Raw genomic sequence first — 22,876 nt, 5'->3', positions numbered from 1 at the left:
TCTTTCTTATTCTGTTCTTTTTATTTCCCGTCTTTTTCTGCATAAAATCCTTTAAATTCTTACTTAATTGAGTAACTTCTTTCCTGACATTTCAGATTCCCCCTACAATTTTTCACTCTATAACAATTGGTATAGCAGGTTTAGCCTTTACTTGTTGACATTTTAGTACGGTCGTACTAAAATGTGGGTATGGTGAAAACAAAAGATAAAATCATTCGAAAATCAGTAGAACTTATCTCTCTATATGGTTATGTTAATTTTTCTATCGGAAATGTTGCTAAGGAGGTACAGGTAAGTAAAGGTGTTGTAAATTACCATTTCCCTCAGAAAGAATTATTATTGGAAGCAATAATTACTCAATATTATGAAAAAGCGGCCATTTATATGGGAGAGCACATAATCTTGGAGGAAGATGCAAAAAGGATGTTAGAATCATACATCGAGTCTAACTTAAGATTCGTGTCGGAAAATAAAGCAGAAACATTGGCAATAACGGAAATAGTGCTTAACGGAAGAAATGAAAACGGAGAATTGATCTTTGTGGATGAAAATAACACCATATTAAATCCACTAATCGAGATTTTTCAATACGGGCAGGATGTTGACAGGAGTTTTAGAAAATTTCCTCCTGAAATAATGGCTAGAGCAGTTAGAAACGTAATTGATAGCTTTAGTTCAACAATCGCAAAAGAAGAAATAACTGATATTGATTCTGCAATAATGGAAATAAAAACCATATTTGATAAAGCCACCGAAAGAAGTGATTAATAATGTCTAAAATTACGAATGAAGTACTAAGATTTATAGGGATTGTCCTATTTATATTTGCAGTTCAGGGATTGATAAGACCGTTGTTCAACATGTTTTTTGGTCATTCGTTAACTTTTAACTTATTCTCTCTTCCAAGTACAGCTTCACTCGTCCTCTATGTGATCATTTTAGTATTAGGAATATGGTTAGTTAAAAAGACAAAACCATTTGACAGTGAAAAAAAATAATGGCTTTATAAAACATTGCCTTTTCCCCAGGAAAAAAATAGTTGACTACGGAGCATGTAGTTAGTATTATAATAATACCGAGTAGTTAAATAGGAATTATAGGTTAATTGACCGGAAAACCGGAGACTTTTCTTTCATGTAAAGAGGTGTCTCCGGTTTTTTTGTGAATGGGCAAGTCAATACGTATTAAAAGGAGGATTTATCATGGGGACATTATTGCGTAAAGCCATTGAGAAAAAAAGGAACTTCCTGATCAACAAGTTGATTAACAAGGGAGTTTACAAAAAGAATGACATCCATCTATTTGAATTGACCTTAACCGATTTAGAGAATGAATATATTAAAATAAGTAAAATTGAGGAGAAGGAATCCGACGATCATTCCCCCTGTCTAAGGAAACATTTCATATTCTATGAGAATAGAAGGAGAGGGTGAAATGGGGAAGGGCTTGGAAGAAAGGCGGAAGGAATTAATCTATAAACTTATGATCCATACTGTAAATAAAACGGTGGAACAGCTTATGAAGTTAACCTTGAAAGAATTGGAAAAAGAATATAAAAAGGTTCAAAATGACTGTCACCCCCATAGTGATGCGGGTTCTATACATTGGGTCCATACAAAACGGCAGTAGGGTGAATGTGGAACATTAATTCACCATAAAAAATTTCATCATTTTGCTAACGGCTGCTTGTGCTGATTCTGCATGATATTTTGAATGGTAAGGGTCGCTGAATCCGTGTTCCCCCATGAATTTATGAACTTCGACATCCTTACTTACTAAAGCTGAAATTAACTCATCGACATTAAATGATGGCTCTTCTAGTGGGAAAAATAGCAGTGCAGGGCATCGTGGCGCCAATTCTGCATAATTCCTAATACGCGAACCGTAGTAACCAACAATTCCATCGACACACTCTTCCTCACTGCACAGCCAAGCTACAGTTGCCCCTGCACTGAATCCAAGAATGAAAATCTTTTGGTATTCATTTTTTATATCCGATAATATATCCTTTATCTTATATAAAGCATCCATGAAACCTACGTTCTCCATAAAATGTCGATAAGCAGCATCCTCTTGGGAATAATCAAATGGCATCCCACGTCCTAACAAATCCGGACAGATCACATCAAAACCTTGATTTGATAATAACTCACAATAACCCTGCATATGTTGATTCAGTCCATATATTTCGTGAATGACAATGATGACAGTATCGGACTTTTTCTGTATGTGCAGCATTTTTTACCTCCTTATGCGAATTTCTTCTATTATAAATACAGCCGTCTCCCTTCAGACTAGCAGTTATTTTTTAATAAACATGGAAATGAACTAGGTTCTCTTTCAAATGAATGATTAGGTATAGGGAAGTTCTTTTCCTTCTAAACATGCCTTTAAGTTAGCCAAACTAAGTTCATATCCGTCCATGTTAATGGATACTCTAGTGCCTTGGGATTCTGGGAATATTTCAAAAGTGAAAACGAGTTTATCCGAATCCGAAGAATAAGAAAACCTTTCGTAAGGGATTATCTCTTGGATTGTAAAGCTCATTGGGATGCTTTCATTCTCTTTAAGATTGTTATGTGCACTAGGCATTAATACGAAGATTGCCTTCTCTCCAACCTGGAGTTTAGGGATATTCCATTTTGAACCCGGGGCATGCCATTTAGAAATGATTTCATCTTTCGTGATCGCATTCCAAACGGTTTCCTGGTTTTCATGAATTAGAACAGAGTTCCTATCATTATTCATTTGACTAACCTCCGTATTTTTCTTGGATTATATAGAAAGTTCAGGAAATATACAAGACCCCGCTAAGCTTCTTTAACCGCGTGACAAAATTGTAAGACGGCAGCTTAAACTGTTAGGAAGAACGATGGCGATATATTTCCTTTCTCTTTAATATGTAAGAAAAAGAGGAAGGTTGGGTATGAAATGGACTTTTTTGAGTTGAATACCAATGTATTCAGAATGATCAATGACTTAGGGAAACAGTACGATTATTTAAACCCTTCTGCCATTTTCATTGCTGAGTACATGGTATTTTTATTAGCTTTGGCAGTCATCTTAATATGGTTCGCTCGAAATGAACAGAGTAGGATGATGGTTGTTTGTGGGATGATTACGTTTGTAATGGCTGAAATGATGGGGAAAATGGCAGGGAGATTGCATTCGAATAATCAGCCATTTGCCGAATTGGCCAATGTTAATCAGTTAATTGAAAAAGCAGTGGATAATTCATTTCCAAGCGACCATACCATCTTGTTTTTCTCGTTTTGTGTATCTTTTTGGCTTTTCAAAAGAGGATGGTGGTTGTTATGGATCATGCTGGCTTTCCTTGTTGGCATTTCCCGTATTTGGGTAGGTGTCCACTTTCCGGCGGATGTGCTGGCAGGAGCAATACTGAGCACCATTTCAGGATTGGCGGTTTACCTTGTTGTTCCTAAAATAAGCTTGATTCATAAATTATTAGGGGGATATGAGAGGTATGAAGAAATGGTTCTATCCCCGTTAACTAAATCGAAGGAAAAAAAATCAAAGGATTTGTAAGCGAAAACAGGGTTGCTCAAGGCAGCCTTTTTTTTATAATACAAAAATATCCATATGGTGATTCTGATGGTAAAATTAAGTGATAGCAATCCATCGCAATGGGGGGACTTAATATTGATTGATATCCAAGAAATCAAAGACATTATCAGGCATCGCTATCCATTTCTTTTAGTTGATAGAGTTTTGGAACTGGAAGAAGGAAAGAGGGCGGTGGCCATTAAAAACGTCACGGCAAATGAAGAGTTTTTTTCTGGTCACTTTCCCGATTACCCAGTGATGCCAGGTGTGTTGATCGTGGAGGCATTAGCACAGGTAAGTGCTGTTGTCATGCTTACAAAAGAAGAAAATAAAGGACGGATCGGACTTTTGGCCGGGATCGATGGATGCCGTTTTAAAAGGCAAGTAAAACCAGGGGACCAATTACGTTTAGAAGTGGAGATTACTCGCTTGAAAGGTCCTATCGGTAAAGGAACAGGAAGGGCTACTGTCGAGGGGGAAACTGTATGCGAGACAGAGCTCATTTTTGCTTTTGGTGATTGAGGTGATACCGATAAAAAAAGCTTACGGGTATGTGACAAGAATCAATAATGGAGAAACACAGGTATTGGTTTTTCAACATCCCATTAAGGAAGCCGGTATACAGATACCCAAGGGAACGGTGAAGCCTCAAGAAGATGCTTACCAAGCAGTGATTAGGGAAATGAAAGAAGAAACAGGTCTGGAAAATTTTCATGTAGAGAAATTAATAATAGAAGATTTTTGGGAGAACGTCGATGGTGCCATACATAATAGATATTTTTATCAAATAAGTGTGTCGAATGTTCCTGATGAATGGGACCATCAGCCGACGGGTGGAGGAGATGAAGCGGGGCTGACATTTCATTTCTTCTGGATTTCATCCGAACATGAAGTGCAACTTATCAAAGGGCATGGAGATTATTTAAACCGGATATTTACCTAACCTGCAGTTTATCACAGCCGGCCAAGATCATTATTGATCTTGGCCGGCTGTTTTTTAATGATCAGGTTTGTTTCTCGGTAATGAAAGTTTTTACGGTTGGCGGTTCATATGTAATGAATTGATCAAGAAGTCCATTTGGTTCAACATCCACCAGCGCCATGGAACGGAATTTTTCATGAAGGAACTGTTCGTCGGACATATGGTTGAATAAAGCAACCAAAGGATCATAATAGTGATTGATATTTAAGAGTCCGCAAGGTTTTTGATGAAGACCAAGCTGAGCCCAAGTGAAAATCTCAAAGAATTCTTCCAATGTTCCTGGCCCGCCTGGCAAAGCTATGAACCCATCTGCAAGCTCAGCCATCTTTGCTTTTCTTTCATGCATGGATTCCACGACGATCAGCTCGGTTAAGTTCTTATGTGCTATTTCCTTTTTTTCCAGGAAATCTGGCATTACGCCAATTACATTTCCGCCTGCTTCCAAGACGGAATCTGCAACTGCACCCATGATTCCTACACTTGAGCCTCCATAAACAAGGGTAATCTTACGTTTTGCCAGTTCCGCACCCAGTTTTTTAGCCTCTTCTACATAGACAGCAGATGCACCTTTGCTTGATCCACAAAATACAGCTAGACTTTTCAAAATATCACATCTCCCATTTAGTAATCTTCCTTTCTTATCATACAAAATTAAAGGGGATTTGTTAAACTTGAATGATAAAAAAGAAGGGTGGATGGATATGGACGTCACTGAATTTCAACAATGGGTAAAAAATTATTATGAAGCACGGGGATGGTCAGAATTGGACATCTTCATTCGCATTGGCTTTTTGGCAGAAGAAACTGGCGAGGTTGCACGAGCCATTCGCTCCCTTGAGATCGGCAGGGATAGACCTGATGAAGTTATTGGTTCGTTTGAAGAGAACATACAGGAGCTAACCGAAGAGTTGGGAGATGTGTTAGGAAACTTGATTGTGATTGCGAACAAATACAATATCCCCTTGGAGGAAGTGTTCAATGCCCATAAAAAGAAACTATCTGAACGTTATAATCAAGCATAAGTTTCTTCTCGTTTAATAGGTGAACAAGAAGTTAATTTCAGTAAACCTGTGAAAGAGCTGTGACTATCAGCTCTTTTTCTTATGGGGCAAACGATAGTTTATCATTCCATTTTATTCCTTAAAAAGGAATACTTTCAGTCTTTTATCCCCCTCCATTAATAAAGAATTCACAAAATATGGGTAGTATGCGCGATTGAGATTGGATTTTATTGGGTATACACTTGGATTAAAGGAATGAACGTTCATTCCGCATCTTTTGAAAAAAGGGGGGATCATTATGATCACGGCAGCAAATAAACGAGACAGTATAATAAAAAGCGCTTTAGTGCTTTTCGCAGAACGGGGATATGATGCGACGACGATTCCGATGATTGCTGCATCGGCAGGAGTTGGAGCGGGCACCATTTATCGTTATTTCGAGAATAAGGAAGTGCTGGGCAACAAGATCTTTCAAGAGTACTTGGATATTTTCACTGAAACGGTCAAGAATGGATTTCCTCATGATGATTCAATTCGCACGCAGTTTCACCATATTTTTAAAACGATGGTTCACTTTACAACCGAGCAGGACCAAGCTCTTTATTTTATTAAAATCCATAGTGGGGCCCATTTTTTAAATGAAGATAGTCATGCCAGCTTTCAAGGGCTATTGAATATATTCAAAAACTTCTTTGATTCAGGAAAAGAGAAAAAAGAAATTAAGGAGCTTCCTTCTTCAGCTTTGATTGCCATCATTTACGGAGCTTTTCTTGAGCTTGAGCGACTTGTTCGCATCGGGGAGTTAGAACCTGACCCAAAACTTTTGGCAGATGTGGAAGAAAGCTTTTGGGATGCAGTGCGATTGCACGTTTAAGACACTTTCAAAATAAACGGAATGAACGTTCATTCCGCAATTTAACTATCGTAAAGAGGTGCTAATAAAATGGAAAATACAACTCAGTTTCCACAGCCAAAGACATATGGCCCCCTAGGCAGCCTGCCTATCATTGATAAGGATAAGCCCCTTCAGTCTTTCATGAAGCTGGCACGAGAACTTGGGCCGATTTTTCAGTTTCAATTTCCGGCTCGAATCACTACATTCGTCTCCAGTGCTGCCCTCGCTAAAGAAATATGTGATGAAACAAGATTTGATAAGAAAGTCGGTCCAGCCCTGCAGAAAGTGAGGGCGTTTGGCGGTGATGGTCTCTTCACAAGTGAAACGAAGGAACCGAATTGGAAAAAGGCCCATAACATCCTGCTTCCCAGCTTTAGCCAGCAGGCAATGAAGGGCTATCATGCTAAAATGGTGGATCTTGCTACCCAACTGATTCAAAAATGGGCTCGCCTGAATCCGGCTGATGAGATAGATGTTCCTGAGGATATGACACGATTGACCTTGGATACGATCGGACTATGCGGGTTCAATTACCGCTTTAACAGTTTTTATCGGGAGACCACCCATCCATTCGTCAACAGTATGGTGCGTGCGTTGGATGAAGCGATGAGCCAAACGCAGCGGCTTGGCATCCAAGATAAACTGATGATCAAATCTAAAAAACAATTCAGGGAAGACATTCAATATATGTTCTCTCTAGTGGATGAATTGATTGCCGAACGAAAACAAAATGGCGATCACGGAGAAGATGACCTTCTTTCCCATATGTTAAAAGGAGTCGATCCTGAAACGGGTGCATCACTGGATGATGAAAATATTCGTTTTCAAATCATTACCTTTTTAATAGCTGGGCATGAAACGACGAGCGGTCTCCTATCGTTCGCCATCTATTTCCTCATGAATAACAGAGACAAGTTAAAAAAAGCGCAGCAGGAAGTCGATGAAGTGCTGGGTGATGATGTTCCTGATTATAAACAAGTGAAAAAGCTGAAATATGTCCGGATGGTACTGAATGAAACGCTTCGTCTGTGGCCGACAGCTCCGTCGTTTTCCGTTTATGCAAAAGAAGATACCATGCTGGATGGAAAATACAATGTGAAGAAAGATGATGTTTTCTCACTGCTCATTCCCGAGCTTCACCGTGATCCATCCGTTTGGGGTGATGACGTTGAATCGTTCATTCCTGAGCGGTTCGAGGATTTGGATTCCATCCCTTATCATGCGTATAAACCGTTTGGAAACGGGCAGCGCGCCTGTATCGGACAGCAGTTTGCGCTTCATGAAGCGACACTGGTGCTTGGCATGGTTTTACAGCACTTTGACCTGATCGATCATGAAGATTATCAATTGGAAGTTAAAGAAACATTGACTCTTAAACCGGACGGATTGACCATGCGCGTTTCACCGAGGAAGCCGGCGATGTCGTTTACCGTTGCTTCTTCAGAACCAAACTCTCCGGAAAAAGGTGCCGCGGTATCTCCAACCGAATCAGTACATGGAACACCATTACTCGTCCTGTTTGGATCAAACATGGGAACAGCGGAAGGGATTGCTCTTGACCTTGCCGAAATAGGGAAGCGGCAAGGCTTCCATGCCGAAGTTGCCCCTTTAAATGATTACACCGATCGGCTTCCAAAAGAAGGAGCTGTTCTCATAGTCTCGGCATCCTATAATGGAAATCCCCCTGATAATGCAGGTGACTTCGTTTCATGGCTGAAGGAAAACCATGGTGGCACATTGGATGGTGTTCACTATGCGGTCTTCGGCTGCGGGGACCGCAATTGGGCCAATACGTACCAACGCATTCCAATCTTCATTGATGAGCGGCTGGAACAAAAAGGAGCAGTGCGGCTGTCAGAAACAGGCTATGGGGATGCAAGCGATGACTTTGAAGGGGATTACGAGAAATGGTCAGAAGCCCTTTGGCCGAATCTTGCCGAAACCCTGAACATTGAAGTGAATAAGAATGATCGGGTAGTCAGCTCGATTACGATGAACTTCGTAAGTGATGTGAGCGGCACACCGCTTGCCCGCACCCATCATGCGTTTACATCCATTGTAAAAAGGAATACTGAATTACAACATGAAGATAGCGGAAGAAGTACACGTCATATAGAATTAACGCTGCCAGAGGGAATACATTATCAGGAAGGCGATCATTTCGGGGTGCTTCCGCAAAATCCAGCGGAACTTGTCGAGCGAGTGCTCAGTCGATTTAACCTAAACGGCCAAGATTACGTGAATCTGACTGGGGATTCCGGAAAAGCTGCGCATCTTCCTACAGGAAAACCGGTAAAACTGGAAGAGTTACTATCAAACCATGTGGAGTTCCAAGAACCCGCCACCCGGTCTCAAATACGGGCGCTTGCCACTCATACGGTATGCCCTCCACATGTAAAAGAACTTGAAGCTCTTCTATTGGATAATACCTATAAAAAAGAAATCCTGAACAAGCGCATAACCATGCTTGACCTAATCGAAAAGTATCTTGCATGTGAAATCCCGTTTGAACGTTTCCTGGCTTTACTGCCACCTTTAAAAGCAAGATACTACTCCATCTCAAGCTCACCACTCCACAACGAAGGAGAAGCAAGCATCACCGTAAGCGTCGTCCGTGGAGAAGCTTTGAGCGGCAACGGGGAATACAAAGGAATTGCATCGAATTATTTGGCAGAACGCTCCCAAGGAGACAAAATAGCCTGCTTTATCAATACGCCGCAATCCAACTTCCAGCTGCCAAAGCAAACAGGAAAACCAATCATCATGATCGGCCCTGGAACGGGCATTGCACCATTCAGGGGATTCATACAATCACGTCGCGCCTTGAAAGAAAAAGGTGAAACGCTAGGGACGGCCCACCTATACTTTGGATGCCGTAATCCGGAACACGATTTCCTCTATCAAGAAGAACTCGTCCATGCCGAACAAGAGGGCCTTGTAACACTGCACACCGCTTACTCCAGATGTCCCGGTCAAGAAAAAACATATGTCCAGAACCGATTGGCGGAAAACGCCCAAGACATCCTTCCTTTATTAAAAGAAGAAGGAGGACACCTATACATCTGCGGAGACGGAAGCAAAATGGCGCCAGATGTTGAACGAACCCTAATTGACAGCTATATGCATATCTATCAAACACAGAGAGAAGAAGCCACAGAATGGCTGCAATCATTAGAGGAGAATGGCAGATATGCGAAAGATGTTTGGGCAGGATCATAAATAAGAAAAGCAGCGATCCTTAAAGGAATCGCTGCTTTCTTATGAAAATACGAAATCACGAGTATATAGTGAAATTCACCAGTAAAGTGCAAATTCACGAGTAAAATAGCAAAACTCACGAGTAAATTGCTCAAACTCACGAGTAAAATAGCGAAACTCACGAGTAAATTGCGAATACACGAGTAAAACAGCGAAAATCTCGAGTATATCGCTCAAACTCACGAGTAAAGTGCGAATACACGAGTAAAACAGCGAAAATCTCGAGTATATCGCTCAAACTTTCGAATATATCGCTCAAATTCACCAGTAAAGTGCAAATTCACGAGTAAAACAGCAAAACTCACGAGTAAATAGCGGAAATTCACGAGTAAATTGCTCAAACTAACGAGTAAAATAGCGAAACTCACGAGTAAATTGCAAATACACGTGGAAAACAGCGAAAATCTCGAGTATATCGCTCAAACTTTCGAATATATCACTCAAACCCTCGAGTGATGACGGAGAGCGTTTACGGATTCCATTTTCATTGTTAGAATTTGAGAATGTGTTAATACATTGGAGGCAGTGGAAGTGAGGGATGTTTGGTCATGATCCTTCTTATTTATATGTGTTAAGTATCTTTTGATTCACTCCCATTAACCAGCTTAGCCATGATGGGGCACGAACTAACGATAAAGGGGTTCTTTTTAAAATGTTTAAGTATACTGTTTGTTTTGTTAAGAAGAATAATGAACTTCTCATGCTTAACCGGGAGAAAGCTCCAATTATGGGTGTCTGGAATGGGGTGGGGGGCAAAATCGAGAAAGGTGAAACACCTGATATAGGTGCGCAGCGTGAGGTATTTGAGGAAACGGGGATAGAGGTAAACTCCTTTTTTTCTAAAGGAACCGTAACCTGGGAGACTCCAGAAGGTGAATTGGATGGAATATATGTATATTTGTATATGGCGGATGAGGATTTAATTTATGAAACACCGAAAAAAACGCGGGAAGGCATTCTTGATTGGAAATCCATTGATTGGATACTTCATCCGCTTAATCTCGGAATTGCTGAGATGGTTTCACAGTACTTGCCGGTTTTATTGAAAAAAGAAGGAAACTATACATTCACTTACAAAAATGGTCAAATGCATAGATTTTGAACGAATCTCGTACCCTTTTGAAACTTGAATCCTTAAAGGCGAACTTCATCAGAATAATAGTTGCTTTATATGCCTATCAGCTAATTACCGGAAGTGTTCGATTTTGTTAATAACAGGATTAGCGGAACCTCAAAAAGATAGAAAATGAGGTTTTTTGAAGTTTGCTGTTGTCTCATTATTTCTTTTCGTTGTTTCCATACTGGGTATCTTAATGGACTAACAACGTAGTTCAATAACTAGGTTGTTTACGGCACCCTTGCAATTAAAGGGGAAGGTTAAAATAAAAAGTTGAAGAATATATAGAATGAACGGGAGGTGTATGGGAGGAAAATGAAGATAATGGAACTGCCAATTGAATTTGAATTTAATGGACAAAAAAATTACATTAATCCTAGCTTGATTATTTCAAAGAATGAACTAACCTTGGTCGATACAGGATATCCAAATTTTTTACCTTTCCTTGAAAATGAAATTTTAAAAAATGGTTATGACATGAAGAATTTAAAGAATATAATCATTACTCATTATGATATTGATCATATAGGCTCCTTATATGATTTCAAGGAAAGGTATCCTCACATTAACTTGATCGCCAGTGAAGTGGAGGCAAAATATATTAGTGGTGAAATGAAGTCAGAGAGATTGGTTCAAGCCGAAGAAATGCTAGAAAATATGCCAATTCAAGAAATCGAATTCGGGAAATGGTTTATCCAACAATTAAGGAATTTAAAGCATGTTTCAATTGATGAAAAGGTACATGATGGTGATTGGATTTTGGATAACGAATGTAGAGTAGTAGCAACACCGGGACATACTTCAGGTCATATTTCATTATATTTTCCACGTTTAAAAACTGTAATAACAGGTGATGCAGCTGTTATAGAGAATCATGAATTGCTCATTGCCAATCCGCACTTTTGTTTAAATGTCGAGAAAGCAGAACAGTCTTTAAGAAAGATTAAGGATCTAAAAGCTGAAAACTACTACTGTTATCATGGTGGGACATTCACTTTATAATGGAGTTTTGCTTATGATTGGAGCTGTCTTTATAGGCAGCTTTTTCTATTGTGTTTGAAGTATTTATTGCGGGTGGTGTCAGCTTCGCTTATACAGAAAAAACCGAACTTCTTACAGTTCGGTCAAGCGAAGGTGTGGGATATAACCCTTGAATGAATTTTTGTAGAATCATAATATATTAATAATTCTGCTGTTCACTTCCAACAGGAAATGAAACCCCCATAGATCGTAAAGCTTCTTTTGCTTGATTTAAATAGGATTCTGCTTGTTCTTGCCATTTGATAATCACTTTAATGAAGGCTATATAATTAGGGCTTGCATTTTCCTCCATTATCTTTAATCCTTCACGTACTTTTTTATCTTGGGTTTCAGCATTCACTATACAAGCTGTCATTGTTTCTACAATGGTTTGCTGTTGCTCACCATTTTTTAGCCTTTGGGCTGACCCCACTGCGGTTACACGGTGATAGGATGCTGGGATTAGATGGTTATGCATCTCGCGACTTCCTTTTAAATCTTTGGTTTCAGGTATATGGAAAAGCTCACTGCTCATAGCACATACCATTTCTTCAGCATATAAACTTTGGTGCAACATATATAAAATAGGTTCCCAGTTGTTTACTCGATAATAATAATCATTCGGATACAAAAAAACATCTCCTCTTTCAGTACAGTTTATAGTTATCATTTAGGATCGAAATGAATGAAATTGTATTTTCTATCTTATGTTTATGAATGTTGTCCAGTTCAAATAATATTGCAGAGGTTAAACTTGGATAACTGATTCGTGAATGTCAAATTAAAAATGTAACTTTACCACCTTGGAGATGGGAACTGTTGCTGTCATTTTCCTGATTGGAGCATAAGATGATATAGCCCATTTATTCCTCATTAAAAATAAGGAGATGTTTATATATGTCAGGTTGTGAACAGGGTTTTGACCGAGGGTTTGGTTTTGGTGGAGGTTTCGCCTTAATAGTCGTTTTGTTTATACTCTTAATCATTGTTGGATGTATTTGTTTTTAAGGCGGGAATGAGCGGCTTCTCCGAAAAAAGCATAAAATAGCCCGACCTTTATTGGTCGGGCTCCAACTGTAGATAATTGGGTCTGTCTGCAATTATTAAAAAACGTTCGGAGTTAATTCCAGAAATCCGCTCCCTTTCCGCCGAATGTCTGCCAAGCCTCCTCACCGCAAGCGGCTGTGGGGTCTCCCTAATTCTCGATTTTCTCGCAGGAGTCTCGAACCTTCCGATCCAATCAACTAGAATGTTTTTTTACTAGACTTAAATCAACCTAAATACTGCTTTAATATTTCTAATCCTATTTTTAACTCATCGAATGAGTTTGTGGAAGAAAGGGCAATGCGCAAATACATATCAGGGGTGGTTTGCCCGCTTTGAAAACGATTGGAATGAAAAACCCGAATGCCGCGCCTTTTCAAATCGGTTTCCAGCTGTAACGCATCGTTATGCCCTTTAATTGGAAGCCAGCGATATAGACTGAGCGGATGTCCGACATCCTTTCTTAAGGGGAAATATTCCGAATAAATATCATTTGCAGTCTGTGCAAGCCGTTTCTTATGAGAAACAATTTCATGAGCCTTTCCTGATAGGATTAGCTCTGTGATAACCTCTGCATCAAAAGAAGAGGTCTTTACATTTATGTTGAAAATGGCCTGGGAAATTTTCTCGCGTAATGTTTCTCCATAAACCATATAGGCAACTCTTAATCCCGAGCATATGGACTTAGAGGTGCCGCAAATATAAACGCTCTGTTCCGGAAGCAAATGGAACATCGGCTGCCGGTAGTCGGAGATAATGCCTGCCGTCAGAAATGCATGAATATCATCCTCAATCAAAATTAAACGATGCTTTCGGATGACCGCTGCCAATTCTTGCTTTCGAATATCCGACATCATGATTGTGGTCGGATTGTTGCAGGAGGGCATCAGAAATATCCCGTCAATATTTGTTTGACAACATTGCTTTTCAAGTTCATCTGGCAGCATTCCAAACTGGTCCCCGGGAATGGGAACCAACTTAATATGAAACATCTTTGCGAGCTCGATAAAGTTTGAATAGGTGTATAAGTCGGTTGCAATTCTATTACCAGGCTCAAACAAAGCAGCGAGGGCAACAGCCAATGCATTTTGGGCACCGGAAACGATCGCTATATGCTCTTGATCCGCGTGAATGCCGAAAGATTCCATCCAGTTTAGAGCTGCTGTTTTTTGATGTGGAATACCAGTCGGGTCGTTGTAATTCAGCAGCTGCTCCAAATAACTTTTGTTGACGGTTTTTTGTAAAGTTTCTGAAACGATATCATTGGTTTGCTCAAAAGATGCCACAAAACCAAGATCGATGCTGTTTGCCGTTTTATCCGCGGAAATGGTTATCGAACGAGTGGCATTGGGAGCCACAAAGGTTCCGCTTCCCGTAACGGCATATATCAATCCCTTTACCTCGCATAATTTGTAGGATCGGGTAATCGTGGTGAAGTTTAAGTCAAGAAAATCTGCCAATTCTCGTTGAGGGGGCAACTTGGTTCCAGGTGCTAAAAAACCATTTATTATATCTTGTTCTAGTAATGATGCGAGAGATTTATAAAAAGGACGCTTTAATGCATTCTTATCAGGTTTCCAGGACATTGGATAATTGTCAAATGAATTTACTGGCATACTTCACCTCTCCTAGTCTTATTCCATACAATCATATCATTTTTTGTATGGAATTCTATTATGGAAACGATTGGCTGTAAAAGAATATAAGGTGATAAGCTTATCAGTACCCCCATTTTGATAAAATGGGGGAATTTTATTTTAATTGTAATCCATACAATTAACTTGTTTTTTGTACGGATTTTGTATGTTAAGTTTAAATAAATTTAGCCATCAGGATGTGATTTATATGAAAAAACGAACTCAACTGATACCAGCATTTCGTGCGGCTTTTCCGTACACAGTGCCGATTTTGGCAGGCTTTTTATTTTTAGGCATCGCTTATGGGATCTTTATGAATTCATTAGGGTTCAGCGCGATTTACCCGATATTGATGAGTCTAACGATATTTGCAGGATCGATGGAGTTTATTGCAGCCAATTTATTGCTTGTCGCGTTCAATCCGATTAACGCCCTTTTTCTAACCTTAATGGTGAATGCACGGCATTTGTTTTATGGCATATCCATGCTTGATAAATATAGGGGGACCGGTAAGAAAAAGCTGTATCTGATTTTTGGGCTTTGCGATGAGTCTTTTTCCATCAATTGTACCGTTGATGTACCGAAGGATGTGGATAAGGGCTGGTTCATGTTTTTCGTGACACTGCTCAACCATTGCTATTGGGTGATAGGAGCAGCGATTGGCGGCATTTTTGGCTCTTTTGTCAAATTCAATACAGAAGGACTCGATTTTGTTATGACGGCTCTCTTTGTCGTGATTTTCATTGAACAATGGATGAAAGAGAAAAACCATCATAGTGCTCTTGCTGGGCTTGGCCTGTCAGCTGTCTGCCTTATTATTTTTGGCGGAAGCAATTTCATTATCCCTGCCATGTTTGCCATTTTGGGGCTACTTACCTTACTTAGAAAGCCGTTAGAGAAAGTTGAGGTGAGAACCATATGACAATGACTTTAACGCAGCAAATCATTACAATTGCGATGGTAGTTTTAGGCACAATGCTTACAAGATTTCTTCCCTTCATCGTTTTCCCATCAGGTAAACCCACACCGAAGTATGTACAGTATCTCGGTAAAATGCTGCCATCCGCAGTAATTGGGCTTTTAATCATTTATTGTTTAAAGGACGTGAGCCTGCAATCCGGAAGTCATGGCATCCCTGAATTCATTGGGGTGGCGGTAGTTGCCCTGCTTCACGTTTGGAAGAAAATGATGCTCCTCTCGATAGCGGGGGGAACGATTGTCTACATGATGCTGATTCAATTGGTTTTTTAAATTGATAATAATTCCGTAAGGTCGATAAGTGGTAGTGGTTCAATGAATTTGATGAACAAGATTAATCAGTATAATAGTTTACGAGCAGAGCTGTCTTTAAGACAGCTTTTTCTTATGGCATTTTAGGGTAGGGTAGTTTACATGCATTTCTATAGTTATTGAACATCAATCTATCTCCCTTCCAGTACTGATAGCTTTAGATAGAAACGTAAGAGGATTAGGCATTGATTTAAGAGAAATAGGACAGCGGCCGCTCTTTAATCTGTAGCATAATGAGGATGATTGTATTAGATGGAAATGATTCGGAAAGAAAATAGGAGGAAAATGATGAAAAAACGATTATTTATGTCCCTGGCTTTGGTCATGTCCTACACTCTTTCAGCATGCAGCAGCAATAATGACAGTAATGGGATATCCGAACAGGAAAAACAACCAGAATCCAATCGTGAATTGGTTGAATTCCCCGAAAACTACGATAAGGGCGTAAACTATACGACTGTTAATCGTGGAAATGTCAGGGAGGAACTCTACACGAGCAGGGAAGCGATCGAAGCGGTGCAGGACGGGCAGCCAATCCCTGACGGCACAATCATCACACTCGAAATCTATAGGGATGAAGATCTTGATGAAATATTCGTAATGGAAAAGCGCGCTGGCTGGGCTGATGGGAACCCATCTGAGATGCGTAATGGTGATTGGCTATACCAGGAATTCAATGGAGACAAGTCGGTGGATTACAAGGAAGAAATCGGTCGATGCTTTACTTGTCACGCGAACCAGGAACGGGATGACTTCGTGAACACGATGGATGAAATGAAAAGTTTTGACCTAGGGGAGTATACAGGATCGAAGGATGGCAATACAGAATCCCAGATCGCAGGTATCCCCACCGAACACTGGGAGGTAAATGCGGCAGATGATCTGGAGGGTTCTCAGGATATATTGCATGGAAACCGATTGATGGAAAAAGAAAAATCAGGAATTATCGAGAAGGTTCTTTTGATGGTTCATTTTAATAAAGAGACATAGGGAGTTAGCTTCGACGGAAAACCGACCTAGGAATAAATAAAAATCAGAAAGAGGAGAACTTTTTGAATCGAAATATGTTAATCCGGCTGGTGATTGATCTTTCTATGACAGTTCTGATGTTAGTAGCAATGGCTTACCAGATTACTGGAAATGCATTGCATGAACTGGCAGGAGTAATATTGTGTTTATTGTTCATTACCCACAATATTTTAAATCGACGATGGTATAGGACGATCTTTAAGGGAAAGCATAATGTACGACGTATTCTGAGCATAGTGGTCAATCTGCTTTTTCTAATATCCATGGCTGTTGTGATAATAAGTTCTGTACCCATATCTCGTGATATGATTCCTTTTATTCCTTTAACCAATGACACGGTTCTATTGCAGATACATGTAATGACTTCATATTGGGGATTTATCTTCATGGCAGTGCATATAGGAATGTCCTGGGCAACCATTATCAATTCAGTACGAAAGATGACGGGAATTACTGGCACCAACCGGATCCGAACCATTGCATTTCGTGTCATGGCGGTGTTGATTGTTGTTTATGGGGTTCAGGCTTCTTTCGAGAGAGGGATGCTTAACAAGTTAACCATCTATAATCCGTTTGGTTGGGAATCTTATGATTCCTCGATGAAGTTTTTACTAGATCATCTAGCTATCATGGGAATATATATCAGTGGGACTCATTATATTCTGAAATTTGTTCAGAAGCAGGATAAAACTAGGCTTGATACAACAGGTTTTAAAGAGAGGAATATTGAAAAAAATGAAAATCTCCAAAATAAAGAAGTGCATTAATCCATAATCGATTAATGCACTTCTTTATTCATATGTTGCCTTCAGGCGGTTAATATCTTCTTTTGGCGGTAAACCAAACAAGCGGGAATATTCACGGCTGAATTGGGAGGGGCTTTCGTACCCTACGCGGAATGCTGCTTCAGTGGCATCTGTTGACTCGGATAATAATAGGCGCCGGGCTTCCTGAAGCCTCAGTTGTTTTTGGAACTGAATAGGACTCATTGCTGTTACCTCTTTAAAGTGCCTATGAAGCGATGAAACGCTCATATTTGCAATTTCCGCAAGGTCATCAATCCGAAAAGACTGGTCATAGTTATTCATTATATGGTCGACAACGTCACCGATTTGAAAGGCGGAACTTCCTTCTATCGCAATTTGGCCCAGAGTAGCTCCATGCTCCCCTTGTAAAACCCTATAGATGATTTCCTTCGTGATAAGAGGTGCGAGTACCGGTATATCATCAGGATTGTCCAGCAAACGAGCCAATCTGGTTACCGCATCCAACAGAGATAACTCTATTTGGCATACATACATGCCTCTTTTAGCATGTTCCTTCTGGTTAACAGCAAGTTGAGTATCCTGTAATACCTCCAAGATCTGGTTTGGTGTAAATTCGAGTTTGAGTGCCAAATAGGGGTTTTCGGAAGTGGCTTCTGTGACTATTCCGGTAATTGGCAAGTTAACAGAGGCAATAAGGTAATCGGCTGGACCGTATACATAGCGATCCTGTGCAAGTAATACCTCCTTCATGCCTTGAACGATAATGCATAAGGAAGGCTTGGAAACTCCGTAATTTGGACCGGTAACAGTAGAGAATCGAGAGTAAAATAAAGAAGGAATAGCAGTCGGATGAGACCCGTCCTTACCTGTGTGACTTTCAATGAGTTGGGTGAGCTCAGCCCGCTGTTTATAGATTTGTTCAGACATAAAAACCTCCTGATTTCCTTATTCTTTCTAGTTCCATTCTAATACATATCGCTCTGGAGTTTAAGTGTTGTGAGAGGATTAGGCAATGATCTGGCAGGAATGGTATAAGAGTTTCTTATTTATTTATTGCATAATAAGGGAGTAGATGAAGGAGTTGAAGCGCACCATGACTAACTCTTATCAGTTTTTTAATTCGACTTTGTTAGTTCAGGCAAAGCAGCTGCTTCTGTGGGCGTAACGAGTTCTGCAGTCTTTGTTCTCCAAACCAGCGCATGATTAATCTTTTCTTCCATTATGATAACACAATCAGATTTTCTTAATGACACCAATGTGAACTTAACACCACATCGGCTGCGGATCAAATATAAAAGCAAAGTGACAATCAAAAAGAGGGGGGAATATAAGTAATGCAAAAACGCAAATTAGGAAGAAGTGACTTAGAAGTTTCTTCTATCGGACTTGGATGCATGGGCATGAGCCATGGTTACGGTCCTGCTTCGGATAGGAAGTTGATGATTTCGCTGATTCATGAGGCAATTGACCGAGGTGTAACTTTTTTCGATACTGCCGAAGTATATGGTCCATATGTTAATGAGGAGTTGTTAGGAGAAGCGCTTGCTCCATTCAAGGGAAAAGTGGTTATCGCGACTAAATTTGGTATCCAAATGGAAAATGGCAAGCAGGTGCTCGACAGTAAGCCGGAACGTATTAGGCAATCCATAGAAGGCTCACTTAAACGGCTTAAGGTTGACACCATTGACCTTTACTATCAGCATCGGGTGGACCCAAGTGTTCCAATTGAGGAGGTTGCCGGAGTAATACAAGACCTAATCAAGGAAGGTAAGATTAAGCATTGGGGACTTTCTGAAGCAGGGGTGGAAACGATTCGTCGTGCACACTCGGTTTATCCACTCACTGCCATACAAAGTGAATACTCAATGATGTGGAGAAACCCTGAAGAAGAACTGCTGCCTGCTCTTGAAGAGCTTGGAATTGGATTTGTTCCTTTCAGTCCGTTGGGGAAGGGATTCCTTACTGGGAAGATCAATAAGGATGCAACGTTCGCCAGTTCCGATTTCCGCCATGTTGTTCCTCGCTTCAAACCTGAGAATATCGAAGCAAATCAGGTATTAGTCGAACTGATAAAGAAGATTGCTGCAGGAAAAGATGCAACGCCCGCTCAAATCGCACTAGCATGGGTACTTGCTCAGAAGCAATGGATTGTTCCGATTCCCGGTACACGGAAATTGGAACGCCTCGAAGAAAATCTTGGTGCAGCAGATATTGAAATGACCCATGAGGAATTGAATGATTTGAATGAAGCGCTCTCGAAAATCGAGATTTCGGGAGATCGCTATCCGGCAGAGTATGCAAATAGAGTAGGGAAATAACAGATATTATTTGAGAACAGGAGGATTTCATATGCAAAAAGTAATGTTGAACAATGGTGTTGAGATGCCGATACTAGGTTTTGGGGTTTTTCAAATACAAGATGAAAATGAATGTGAACAAAGCGTTTATGACGCTATTATGGCAGGATATCGCCTTATAGATACCGCTGCCTCTTATCTAAATGAAGAAGCAGTCGGCAGAGCAATCAAGCGGAGTGGTGTGCCACGAGAGGAATTGTTTATTACTACAAAACTCTGGGTCCAGGATGCTGGTTATGAGAGCACCAAGAACGCATTCGCAAATTCGCTGAAAAGACTACAATTGGATTATTTGGATTTGTATCTAATCCATCAGCCATATGGGGACGTATATGGTTCTTGGCGTGCAATGGAGGAATTGTACCGTGAGGGGAAAATTAGGGCAATTGGAGTTAGTAACTTTCAGATGGACCGTCTAGTGGATTTGATTATCCACAATGAAGTAAATCCTGCGGTAAACCAGGTTGAAACTCATGTTTTTAACCAACAAATAGAAAGTGCGAAACTTATGCAAGAGAACAATGTTCAGATAGAATCGTGGGGTCCATTTGCTGAAGGAAAAAATAACATGTTCCAAAATGAAATATTAGTGTCCATCGCCGAAAAGTATAATAAATCTGTGGCACAGGTGATTTTACGATGGTTGACACAAAGAGGAGTCGTTGCGATTCCAAAGTCTGTTCGTAAGGAAAGAATCATCGAAAACTTCAAAATCTTTGACTTCGAATTGGAGCAAGAAGATATGGAGAAGATTGCTGCGTTAGATACGAAAGAGAGCTTGTTCTTTTCTCATAGCGATCCTGAAATCGTGAAATGGCTCAGTACCCGTAAACTTGATATTTAACACTCTCTTCCAAAATGAAGCGAAGAAATAGCCGATTTCCTTTTTAGGAATATCGGCATTTCTTCGTTATAAACAACATGATGGGGATTGTAGAAAATTGGAATCTGAATCGCTGAAAAGACTAGGCTGTGGGCATGCCTAGCCTTTCATACTCAAGAAAGTTGTAGTGCAGGAGTAAACTTGTAGTTTCTTAGGAAAATCATGACCGAACTTACTATCAATGATAGTAAACCTACGAATACCACGTATTGTGTCCCCAGCTCTGATATGAATAATCCACCTGCCGCAGCACCAATTGTCGTTCCCAAGTTAACCGCTGTTAAAAATAGTCCATTAGCGAAATCAGGAGATTCGGGGGCTAAAGACATGATCCAGTATTCTTCATTGGACTTACTAACGGGGGCGTTAGCTGAAGCAAAGGGGTGTCTTTAAGGCATCTCTTTTCTATGGGAAGGGTGTAGAAGGACTATTACAGGAATAATGGAATTATAATAAATGGAATATATTTTTAACTGTAGTCCAAGGTTCCTTAAAAGTTGCTTGATTTTAAATCAATTGCATAGTAAGGAGAATTTTAATATGAAAATAAAATGGTTTGGACATTCTGCCTTTTTACTAACATCCGAAAGAGGAACCAGGATTCTTATTGATCCATATTATCGCTTCATCCGTTACCGTATGCCAAGCGTTGAACCAGATATAGTGGCCGTTACCCATAATCATTTCGATCACAATAAAATTAAAGCTGCAACAGGTGATTACTTGCTTGTGAATGAGCCGAAGGAATACATCCGCGAAGATGTAAGAATTAGCGGATTTAAGACATTTCACGACAAGGTAAATGGCGAGAAGAGAGGCCCCAATATCATATATCGTTTCCAAATGGACGATCTGACCATCTGTCACTGCGGAGATTTAGGGCATCTATTATCAGAAGAACAAGTAAATGAAATTGGAAAAGTGGATGTTCTCATCATTCCTGTAGGAGGTACAGTCACGATTAATGCCTTAGAAGCCACTCAAGTAATGCGTCAATTGAAATCTACTATTACGATTCCCATGCATTACAGAACAAAGTCATTGTCGGTTGTTGGCTTGATGTTTTCAAAGGTAGATAAGTTTCTTCAGATTTCCGGACAGCGAACAACCGAAGTTAAGACATTGGATATTTCCAAAGAAAATTTGTCGGAATATGCTGGTGTCGTTACCATGCGCTATGAATGAATATAAGGCTGCGATGTGGATCACAATGATTGAGATGTCTAATAAATGGATAAGAAATCCTATTAATAACGAAAGGGCAGGTTCGTTCAAGAACTAAAAGGGAAGATACTAATCAATGAATTAAATCAATTAAGCTTCCTCTTTACGTTAGAAGGGGATAGAATATAAATAAAAAGGTGATGACAATAAAAAAAGTAAAAAGTATCCTATTCTTTCTTCTTGGGGCCATATCTCTTTTGATTGGTATCGCAGGGACTGTTTTACCAGTTCTGCCAGGCGGTCCGTTTTACTTATTTGCTGCCTTTTGCTTTGCCAAAAGTTCCAAGTCGATTGAAAACTGGTTCAAGAGCACCTCATTATATGAAAAATACGTTGAAGCATTCCTGCAAAAAAAAGGGATGACCCGAAGAGAGAAAATAAGAATCAATTTAATTGCCGATTTCTTCATCGTGATTTCTGTATTTTATGTGGACATCCTATTGGTGAAAATCTTATTGGTCGTACTCGCCCTCTACAAACATTATTATTTCATTAAAAAAATTAAGACAATTGATCGAAACGGTACGGAAAAAAGAGCGTTTTGAACCATCAAATAACGGAGTTGCTTCGGCAGCTCTTTTTCTAATGGTTCTAAAGAAGTAGGATATTTCAATAATAAAAAAATACATATATATAAATTTGGTAAAGAAGGGTGGGGAAGCATGAAAAAATATTTAGGGGTTATATCGTTTGCTTTAATGAGACTGGTATTCCAAGGTAATGGATTTTAAAAAGTTTATTCAACAAACAGGTACATAAGTTGAGAACCAGAGCGCCGAATGGTGGTTTTTTTGCTAATCATGGGTGC

General features: G+C 39.9%; 27 protein-coding genes. 20 read left to right on the top strand and 7 right to left on the bottom strand.

Features of this window, described 5'->3' with window-relative positions:
* Positions 1 to 192: 192 nt before the first annotated feature.
* From MKX49_RS20055 to MKX49_RS20045, 3 genes are all read left to right on the top strand, one after another.
* Positions 193 to 768, top strand: a complete 576-nt coding sequence (locus MKX49_RS20055; RefSeq protein ID WP_340877509.1) for a TetR/AcrR family transcriptional regulator — start codon at positions 193 to 195, stop codon at positions 766 to 768.
* Positions 769 to 1,202: 434 nt separating this feature from the next.
* Positions 1,203 to 1,433 carry a Fur-regulated basic protein FbpA gene (locus MKX49_RS20050; RefSeq protein ID WP_063594715.1) on the top strand — a complete coding sequence of 77 codons (231 nt, stop codon included), beginning with the start codon at positions 1,203 to 1,205 and terminating at the stop codon, positions 1,431 to 1,433.
* Between the two features lies 1 nt (position 1,434).
* Complete coding sequence (locus tag MKX49_RS20045) at positions 1,435 to 1,629, top strand: hypothetical protein (protein WP_081088710.1); 195 nt, start codon at positions 1,435 to 1,437, stop codon at positions 1,627 to 1,629.
* A 15-nt stretch (positions 1,630 to 1,644) separates the two neighbouring features.
* Here MKX49_RS20045 and MKX49_RS20040 read toward each other — a convergent pair whose 3' ends face one another.
* Positions 1,645 to 2,238 (bottom strand): dienelactone hydrolase family protein, encoded by a 594-nt coding sequence (locus MKX49_RS20040; RefSeq protein ID WP_340877507.1) that lies wholly within the window; start codon positions 2,236 to 2,238, stop codon positions 1,645 to 1,647.
* Between the two features lie 114 nt (positions 2,239 to 2,352).
* On the bottom strand, positions 2,353 to 2,748 hold the full coding sequence (locus MKX49_RS20035) for an SRPBCC family protein (protein WP_340877506.1): 396 nt from the start codon (positions 2,746 to 2,748) through the stop codon (positions 2,353 to 2,355).
* A gap of 183 nt (positions 2,749 to 2,931) precedes the next feature.
* On the opposite strand from MKX49_RS20035, the gene MKX49_RS20030 reads away from it, so the two are divergent.
* The 3 genes from MKX49_RS20030 (at position 2,932) to MKX49_RS20020 (ending at position 4,507) form a co-directional block, all read left to right on the top strand.
* The gene (locus tag MKX49_RS20030; RefSeq protein ID WP_340877505.1) at positions 2,932 to 3,546 is read left to right on the top strand and encodes an undecaprenyl-diphosphatase; all 615 of its coding nucleotides are present in this window, start codon (positions 2,932 to 2,934) and stop codon (positions 3,544 to 3,546) included.
* A gap of 114 nt (positions 3,547 to 3,660) precedes the next feature.
* Positions 3,661 to 4,086, top strand: a complete 426-nt coding sequence (gene fabZ, locus MKX49_RS20025) for a 3-hydroxyacyl-ACP dehydratase FabZ (protein ID WP_063575217.1) — start codon at positions 3,661 to 3,663, stop codon at positions 4,084 to 4,086.
* Position 4,087: 1 nt separating this feature from the next.
* On the top strand, positions 4,088 to 4,507 hold the full coding sequence (locus tag MKX49_RS20020; RefSeq protein WP_340877504.1) for an NUDIX hydrolase: 420 nt from the start codon (positions 4,088 to 4,090) through the stop codon (positions 4,505 to 4,507).
* A 61-nt stretch (positions 4,508 to 4,568) separates the two neighbouring features.
* On the opposite strand, the gene MKX49_RS20015 is transcribed toward MKX49_RS20020, so the two are convergent.
* Entirely contained in the window at positions 4,569 to 5,150 is a 582-nt protein-coding gene (locus MKX49_RS20015) for an LOG family protein (protein ID WP_340877502.1), read from the bottom strand.
* Positions 5,151 to 5,247: 97 nt separating this feature from the next.
* On the opposite strand from MKX49_RS20015, the gene MKX49_RS20010 reads away from it, so the two are divergent.
* From MKX49_RS20010 to MKX49_RS19990, 5 genes are all read left to right on the top strand, one after another.
* Complete coding sequence (locus MKX49_RS20010) at positions 5,248 to 5,568, top strand: MazG-like family protein (RefSeq protein WP_340878579.1); 321 nt, start codon at positions 5,248 to 5,250, stop codon at positions 5,566 to 5,568.
* 277 nt (positions 5,569 to 5,845) lie between these two features.
* Positions 5,846 to 6,421, top strand: a complete 576-nt coding sequence (locus MKX49_RS20005) for a TetR/AcrR family transcriptional regulator (RefSeq protein ID WP_340877501.1) — start codon at positions 5,846 to 5,848, stop codon at positions 6,419 to 6,421.
* Between the two features lie 69 nt (positions 6,422 to 6,490).
* Complete coding sequence (locus MKX49_RS20000) at positions 6,491 to 9,661, top strand: bifunctional cytochrome P450/NADPH--P450 reductase (protein WP_340877500.1); 3,171 nt, start codon at positions 6,491 to 6,493, stop codon at positions 9,659 to 9,661.
* Between the two features lie 691 nt (positions 9,662 to 10,352).
* Complete coding sequence (locus tag MKX49_RS19995; RefSeq protein WP_445670138.1) at positions 10,353 to 10,802, top strand: NUDIX hydrolase; 450 nt, start codon at positions 10,353 to 10,355, stop codon at positions 10,800 to 10,802.
* Positions 10,803 to 11,132: 330 nt separating this feature from the next.
* Positions 11,133 to 11,819, top strand: coding sequence for an MBL fold metallo-hydrolase (locus MKX49_RS19990; protein ID WP_340877498.1), 687 nt, complete (start codon positions 11,133 to 11,135; stop codon positions 11,817 to 11,819).
* A 178-nt stretch (positions 11,820 to 11,997) separates the two neighbouring features.
* On the opposite strand, the gene MKX49_RS19985 is transcribed toward MKX49_RS19990, so the two are convergent.
* Positions 11,998 to 12,468 carry a hypothetical protein gene (locus MKX49_RS19985; protein WP_283906023.1) on the bottom strand — a complete coding sequence of 157 codons (471 nt, stop codon included), beginning with the start codon at positions 12,466 to 12,468 and terminating at the stop codon, positions 11,998 to 12,000.
* 266 nt (positions 12,469 to 12,734) lie between these two features.
* Between MKX49_RS19985 and MKX49_RS19980 the strand changes: the two genes are divergently transcribed.
* Positions 12,735 to 12,845: a YjcZ family sporulation protein gene (locus MKX49_RS19980; RefSeq protein ID WP_084786067.1), complete on the top strand. Its 111-nt coding sequence runs from the start codon at positions 12,735 to 12,737 to the stop codon at positions 12,843 to 12,845.
* A gap of 263 nt (positions 12,846 to 13,108) precedes the next feature.
* Here MKX49_RS19980 and MKX49_RS19975 read toward each other — a convergent pair whose 3' ends face one another.
* The gene (locus MKX49_RS19975; protein WP_340877497.1) at positions 13,109 to 14,497 is read right to left on the bottom strand and encodes an aminotransferase-like domain-containing protein; all 1,389 of its coding nucleotides are present in this window, start codon (positions 14,495 to 14,497) and stop codon (positions 13,109 to 13,111) included.
* Positions 14,498 to 14,684: 187 nt separating this feature from the next.
* Between MKX49_RS19975 and azlC the strand changes: the two genes are divergently transcribed.
* From azlC to MKX49_RS19955, 4 genes are all read left to right on the top strand, one after another.
* Positions 14,685 to 15,440 carry an azaleucine resistance protein AzlC gene (gene azlC / locus MKX49_RS19970; RefSeq protein WP_249595633.1) on the top strand — a complete coding sequence of 252 codons (756 nt, stop codon included), beginning with the start codon at positions 14,685 to 14,687 and terminating at the stop codon, positions 15,438 to 15,440.
* A complete protein-coding gene (locus MKX49_RS19965) occupies positions 15,437 to 15,769 on the top strand; it encodes a branched-chain amino acid transporter permease (protein ID WP_034304141.1) in 333 nt (110 codons plus the stop codon). Before azlC ends, MKX49_RS19965 begins: the two co-directional genes overlap by 4 nt.
* 327 nt (positions 15,770 to 16,096) lie before the next feature.
* Entirely contained in the window at positions 16,097 to 16,798 is a 702-nt protein-coding gene (locus MKX49_RS19960; RefSeq protein ID WP_340877496.1) for a cytochrome P460 family protein, read from the top strand.
* A 62-nt stretch (positions 16,799 to 16,860) separates the two neighbouring features.
* Positions 16,861 to 17,604, top strand: coding sequence for a DUF4405 domain-containing protein (locus MKX49_RS19955; RefSeq protein ID WP_340877494.1), 744 nt, complete (start codon positions 16,861 to 16,863; stop codon positions 17,602 to 17,604).
* 24 nt (positions 17,605 to 17,628) lie between these two features.
* Here MKX49_RS19955 and MKX49_RS19950 read toward each other — a convergent pair whose 3' ends face one another.
* Positions 17,629 to 18,531, bottom strand: coding sequence for an AraC family transcriptional regulator (locus MKX49_RS19950; RefSeq protein WP_340877493.1), 903 nt, complete (start codon positions 18,529 to 18,531; stop codon positions 17,629 to 17,631).
* 407 nt (positions 18,532 to 18,938) lie between these two features.
* Between MKX49_RS19950 and MKX49_RS19945 the strand changes: the two genes are divergently transcribed.
* Together MKX49_RS19945 and MKX49_RS19940 are read left to right on the top strand one after the other, a co-directional pair.
* Positions 18,939 to 19,922 (top strand): aldo/keto reductase, encoded by a 984-nt coding sequence (locus MKX49_RS19945; protein ID WP_340877491.1) that lies wholly within the window; start codon positions 18,939 to 18,941, stop codon positions 19,920 to 19,922.
* Positions 19,923 to 19,953: 31 nt separating this feature from the next.
* Entirely contained in the window at positions 19,954 to 20,805 is an 852-nt protein-coding gene (locus tag MKX49_RS19940; RefSeq protein WP_340877489.1) for an aldo/keto reductase, read from the top strand.
* Positions 20,806 to 20,957: 152 nt separating this feature from the next.
* Here MKX49_RS19940 and MKX49_RS19935 read toward each other — a convergent pair whose 3' ends face one another.
* The gene (locus tag MKX49_RS19935) at positions 20,958 to 21,173 is read right to left on the bottom strand and encodes a hypothetical protein (protein ID WP_445670137.1); all 216 of its coding nucleotides are present in this window, start codon (positions 21,171 to 21,173) and stop codon (positions 20,958 to 20,960) included.
* A 211-nt stretch (positions 21,174 to 21,384) separates the two neighbouring features.
* Between MKX49_RS19935 and MKX49_RS19930 the strand changes: the two genes are divergently transcribed.
* Both MKX49_RS19930 and MKX49_RS19925 read left to right on the top strand, forming a co-directional pair.
* Positions 21,385 to 22,029 carry an MBL fold metallo-hydrolase gene (locus MKX49_RS19930; RefSeq protein ID WP_340877488.1) on the top strand — a complete coding sequence of 215 codons (645 nt, stop codon included), beginning with the start codon at positions 21,385 to 21,387 and terminating at the stop codon, positions 22,027 to 22,029.
* A gap of 179 nt (positions 22,030 to 22,208) precedes the next feature.
* Positions 22,209 to 22,613: a YbaN family protein gene (locus MKX49_RS19925; protein WP_048687144.1), complete on the top strand. Its 405-nt coding sequence runs from the start codon at positions 22,209 to 22,211 to the stop codon at positions 22,611 to 22,613.
* The last annotated feature ends 263 nt before the right edge of the window (positions 22,614 to 22,876 follow it).

The sequence above is a fragment of the Peribacillus sp. FSL M8-0224 genome, from assembly GCF_038003055.1.
Lineage (GTDB): Bacteria > Bacillota > Bacilli > Bacillales > DSM-1321 > Peribacillus > Peribacillus frigoritolerans.
Note: the sequence above shows the minus strand (reverse complement) of the source record. Positions and strands in the feature narration are given on the sequence as shown.

Excerpts from the sequence above, each read along its gene's own strand:
- MKX49_RS19925 (WP_048687144.1), top strand. The coding sequence starts at position 22,209 with ATGACAATAAAAAAAGTAAAAAGTATCCTATTCTTTCTTCTTGGGGCC.
- MKX49_RS19975 (WP_340877497.1), bottom strand. The coding sequence starts at position 14,497 with ATGCCAGTAAATTCATTTGACAATTATCCAATGTCCTGGAAACCTGAT.
- MKX49_RS20000 (WP_340877500.1), top strand. The coding sequence starts at position 6,491 with ATGGAAAATACAACTCAGTTTCCACAGCCAAAGACATATGGCCCCCTA.
- MKX49_RS20045 (WP_081088710.1), top strand. The coding sequence starts at position 1,435 with ATGGGGAAGGGCTTGGAAGAAAGGCGGAAGGAATTAATCTATAAACTT.
- MKX49_RS19990 (WP_340877498.1), top strand. The coding sequence starts at position 11,133 with ATGAAGATAATGGAACTGCCAATTGAATTTGAATTTAATGGACAAAAA.
- MKX49_RS19980 (WP_084786067.1), top strand. The coding sequence starts at position 12,735 with ATGTCAGGTTGTGAACAGGGTTTTGACCGAGGGTTTGGTTTTGGTGGA.
- MKX49_RS20035 (WP_340877506.1), bottom strand. The coding sequence starts at position 2,748 with ATGAATAATGATAGGAACTCTGTTCTAATTCATGAAAACCAGGAAACC.
- MKX49_RS19945 (WP_340877491.1), top strand. The coding sequence starts at position 18,939 with ATGCAAAAACGCAAATTAGGAAGAAGTGACTTAGAAGTTTCTTCTATC.
- MKX49_RS19950 (WP_340877493.1), bottom strand. The coding sequence starts at position 18,531 with ATGTCTGAACAAATCTATAAACAGCGGGCTGAGCTCACCCAACTCATT.
- MKX49_RS19940 (WP_340877489.1), top strand. The coding sequence starts at position 19,954 with ATGCAAAAAGTAATGTTGAACAATGGTGTTGAGATGCCGATACTAGGT.
- MKX49_RS19965 (WP_034304141.1), top strand. The coding sequence starts at position 15,437 with ATGACAATGACTTTAACGCAGCAAATCATTACAATTGCGATGGTAGTT.
- MKX49_RS20010 (WP_340878579.1), top strand. The coding sequence starts at position 5,248 with ATGGACGTCACTGAATTTCAACAATGGGTAAAAAATTATTATGAAGCA.
- MKX49_RS19960 (WP_340877496.1), top strand. The coding sequence starts at position 16,097 with ATGAAAAAACGATTATTTATGTCCCTGGCTTTGGTCATGTCCTACACT.
- MKX49_RS19930 (WP_340877488.1), top strand. The coding sequence starts at position 21,385 with ATGAAAATAAAATGGTTTGGACATTCTGCCTTTTTACTAACATCCGAA.
- MKX49_RS20005 (WP_340877501.1), top strand. The coding sequence starts at position 5,846 with ATGATCACGGCAGCAAATAAACGAGACAGTATAATAAAAAGCGCTTTA.
- azlC (WP_249595633.1), top strand. The coding sequence starts at position 14,685 with ATGTTAAGTTTAAATAAATTTAGCCATCAGGATGTGATTTATATGAAA.
- MKX49_RS20040 (WP_340877507.1), bottom strand. The coding sequence starts at position 2,238 with ATGCTGCACATACAGAAAAAGTCCGATACTGTCATCATTGTCATTCAC.
- MKX49_RS20030 (WP_340877505.1), top strand. The coding sequence starts at position 2,932 with ATGGACTTTTTTGAGTTGAATACCAATGTATTCAGAATGATCAATGAC.
- MKX49_RS19995 (WP_445670138.1), top strand. The coding sequence starts at position 10,353 with ATGTTTAAGTATACTGTTTGTTTTGTTAAGAAGAATAATGAACTTCTC.
- MKX49_RS20050 (WP_063594715.1), top strand. The coding sequence starts at position 1,203 with ATGGGGACATTATTGCGTAAAGCCATTGAGAAAAAAAGGAACTTCCTG.
- MKX49_RS19935 (WP_445670137.1), bottom strand. The coding sequence starts at position 21,173 with ATGTCTTTAGCCCCCGAATCTCCTGATTTCGCTAATGGACTATTTTTA.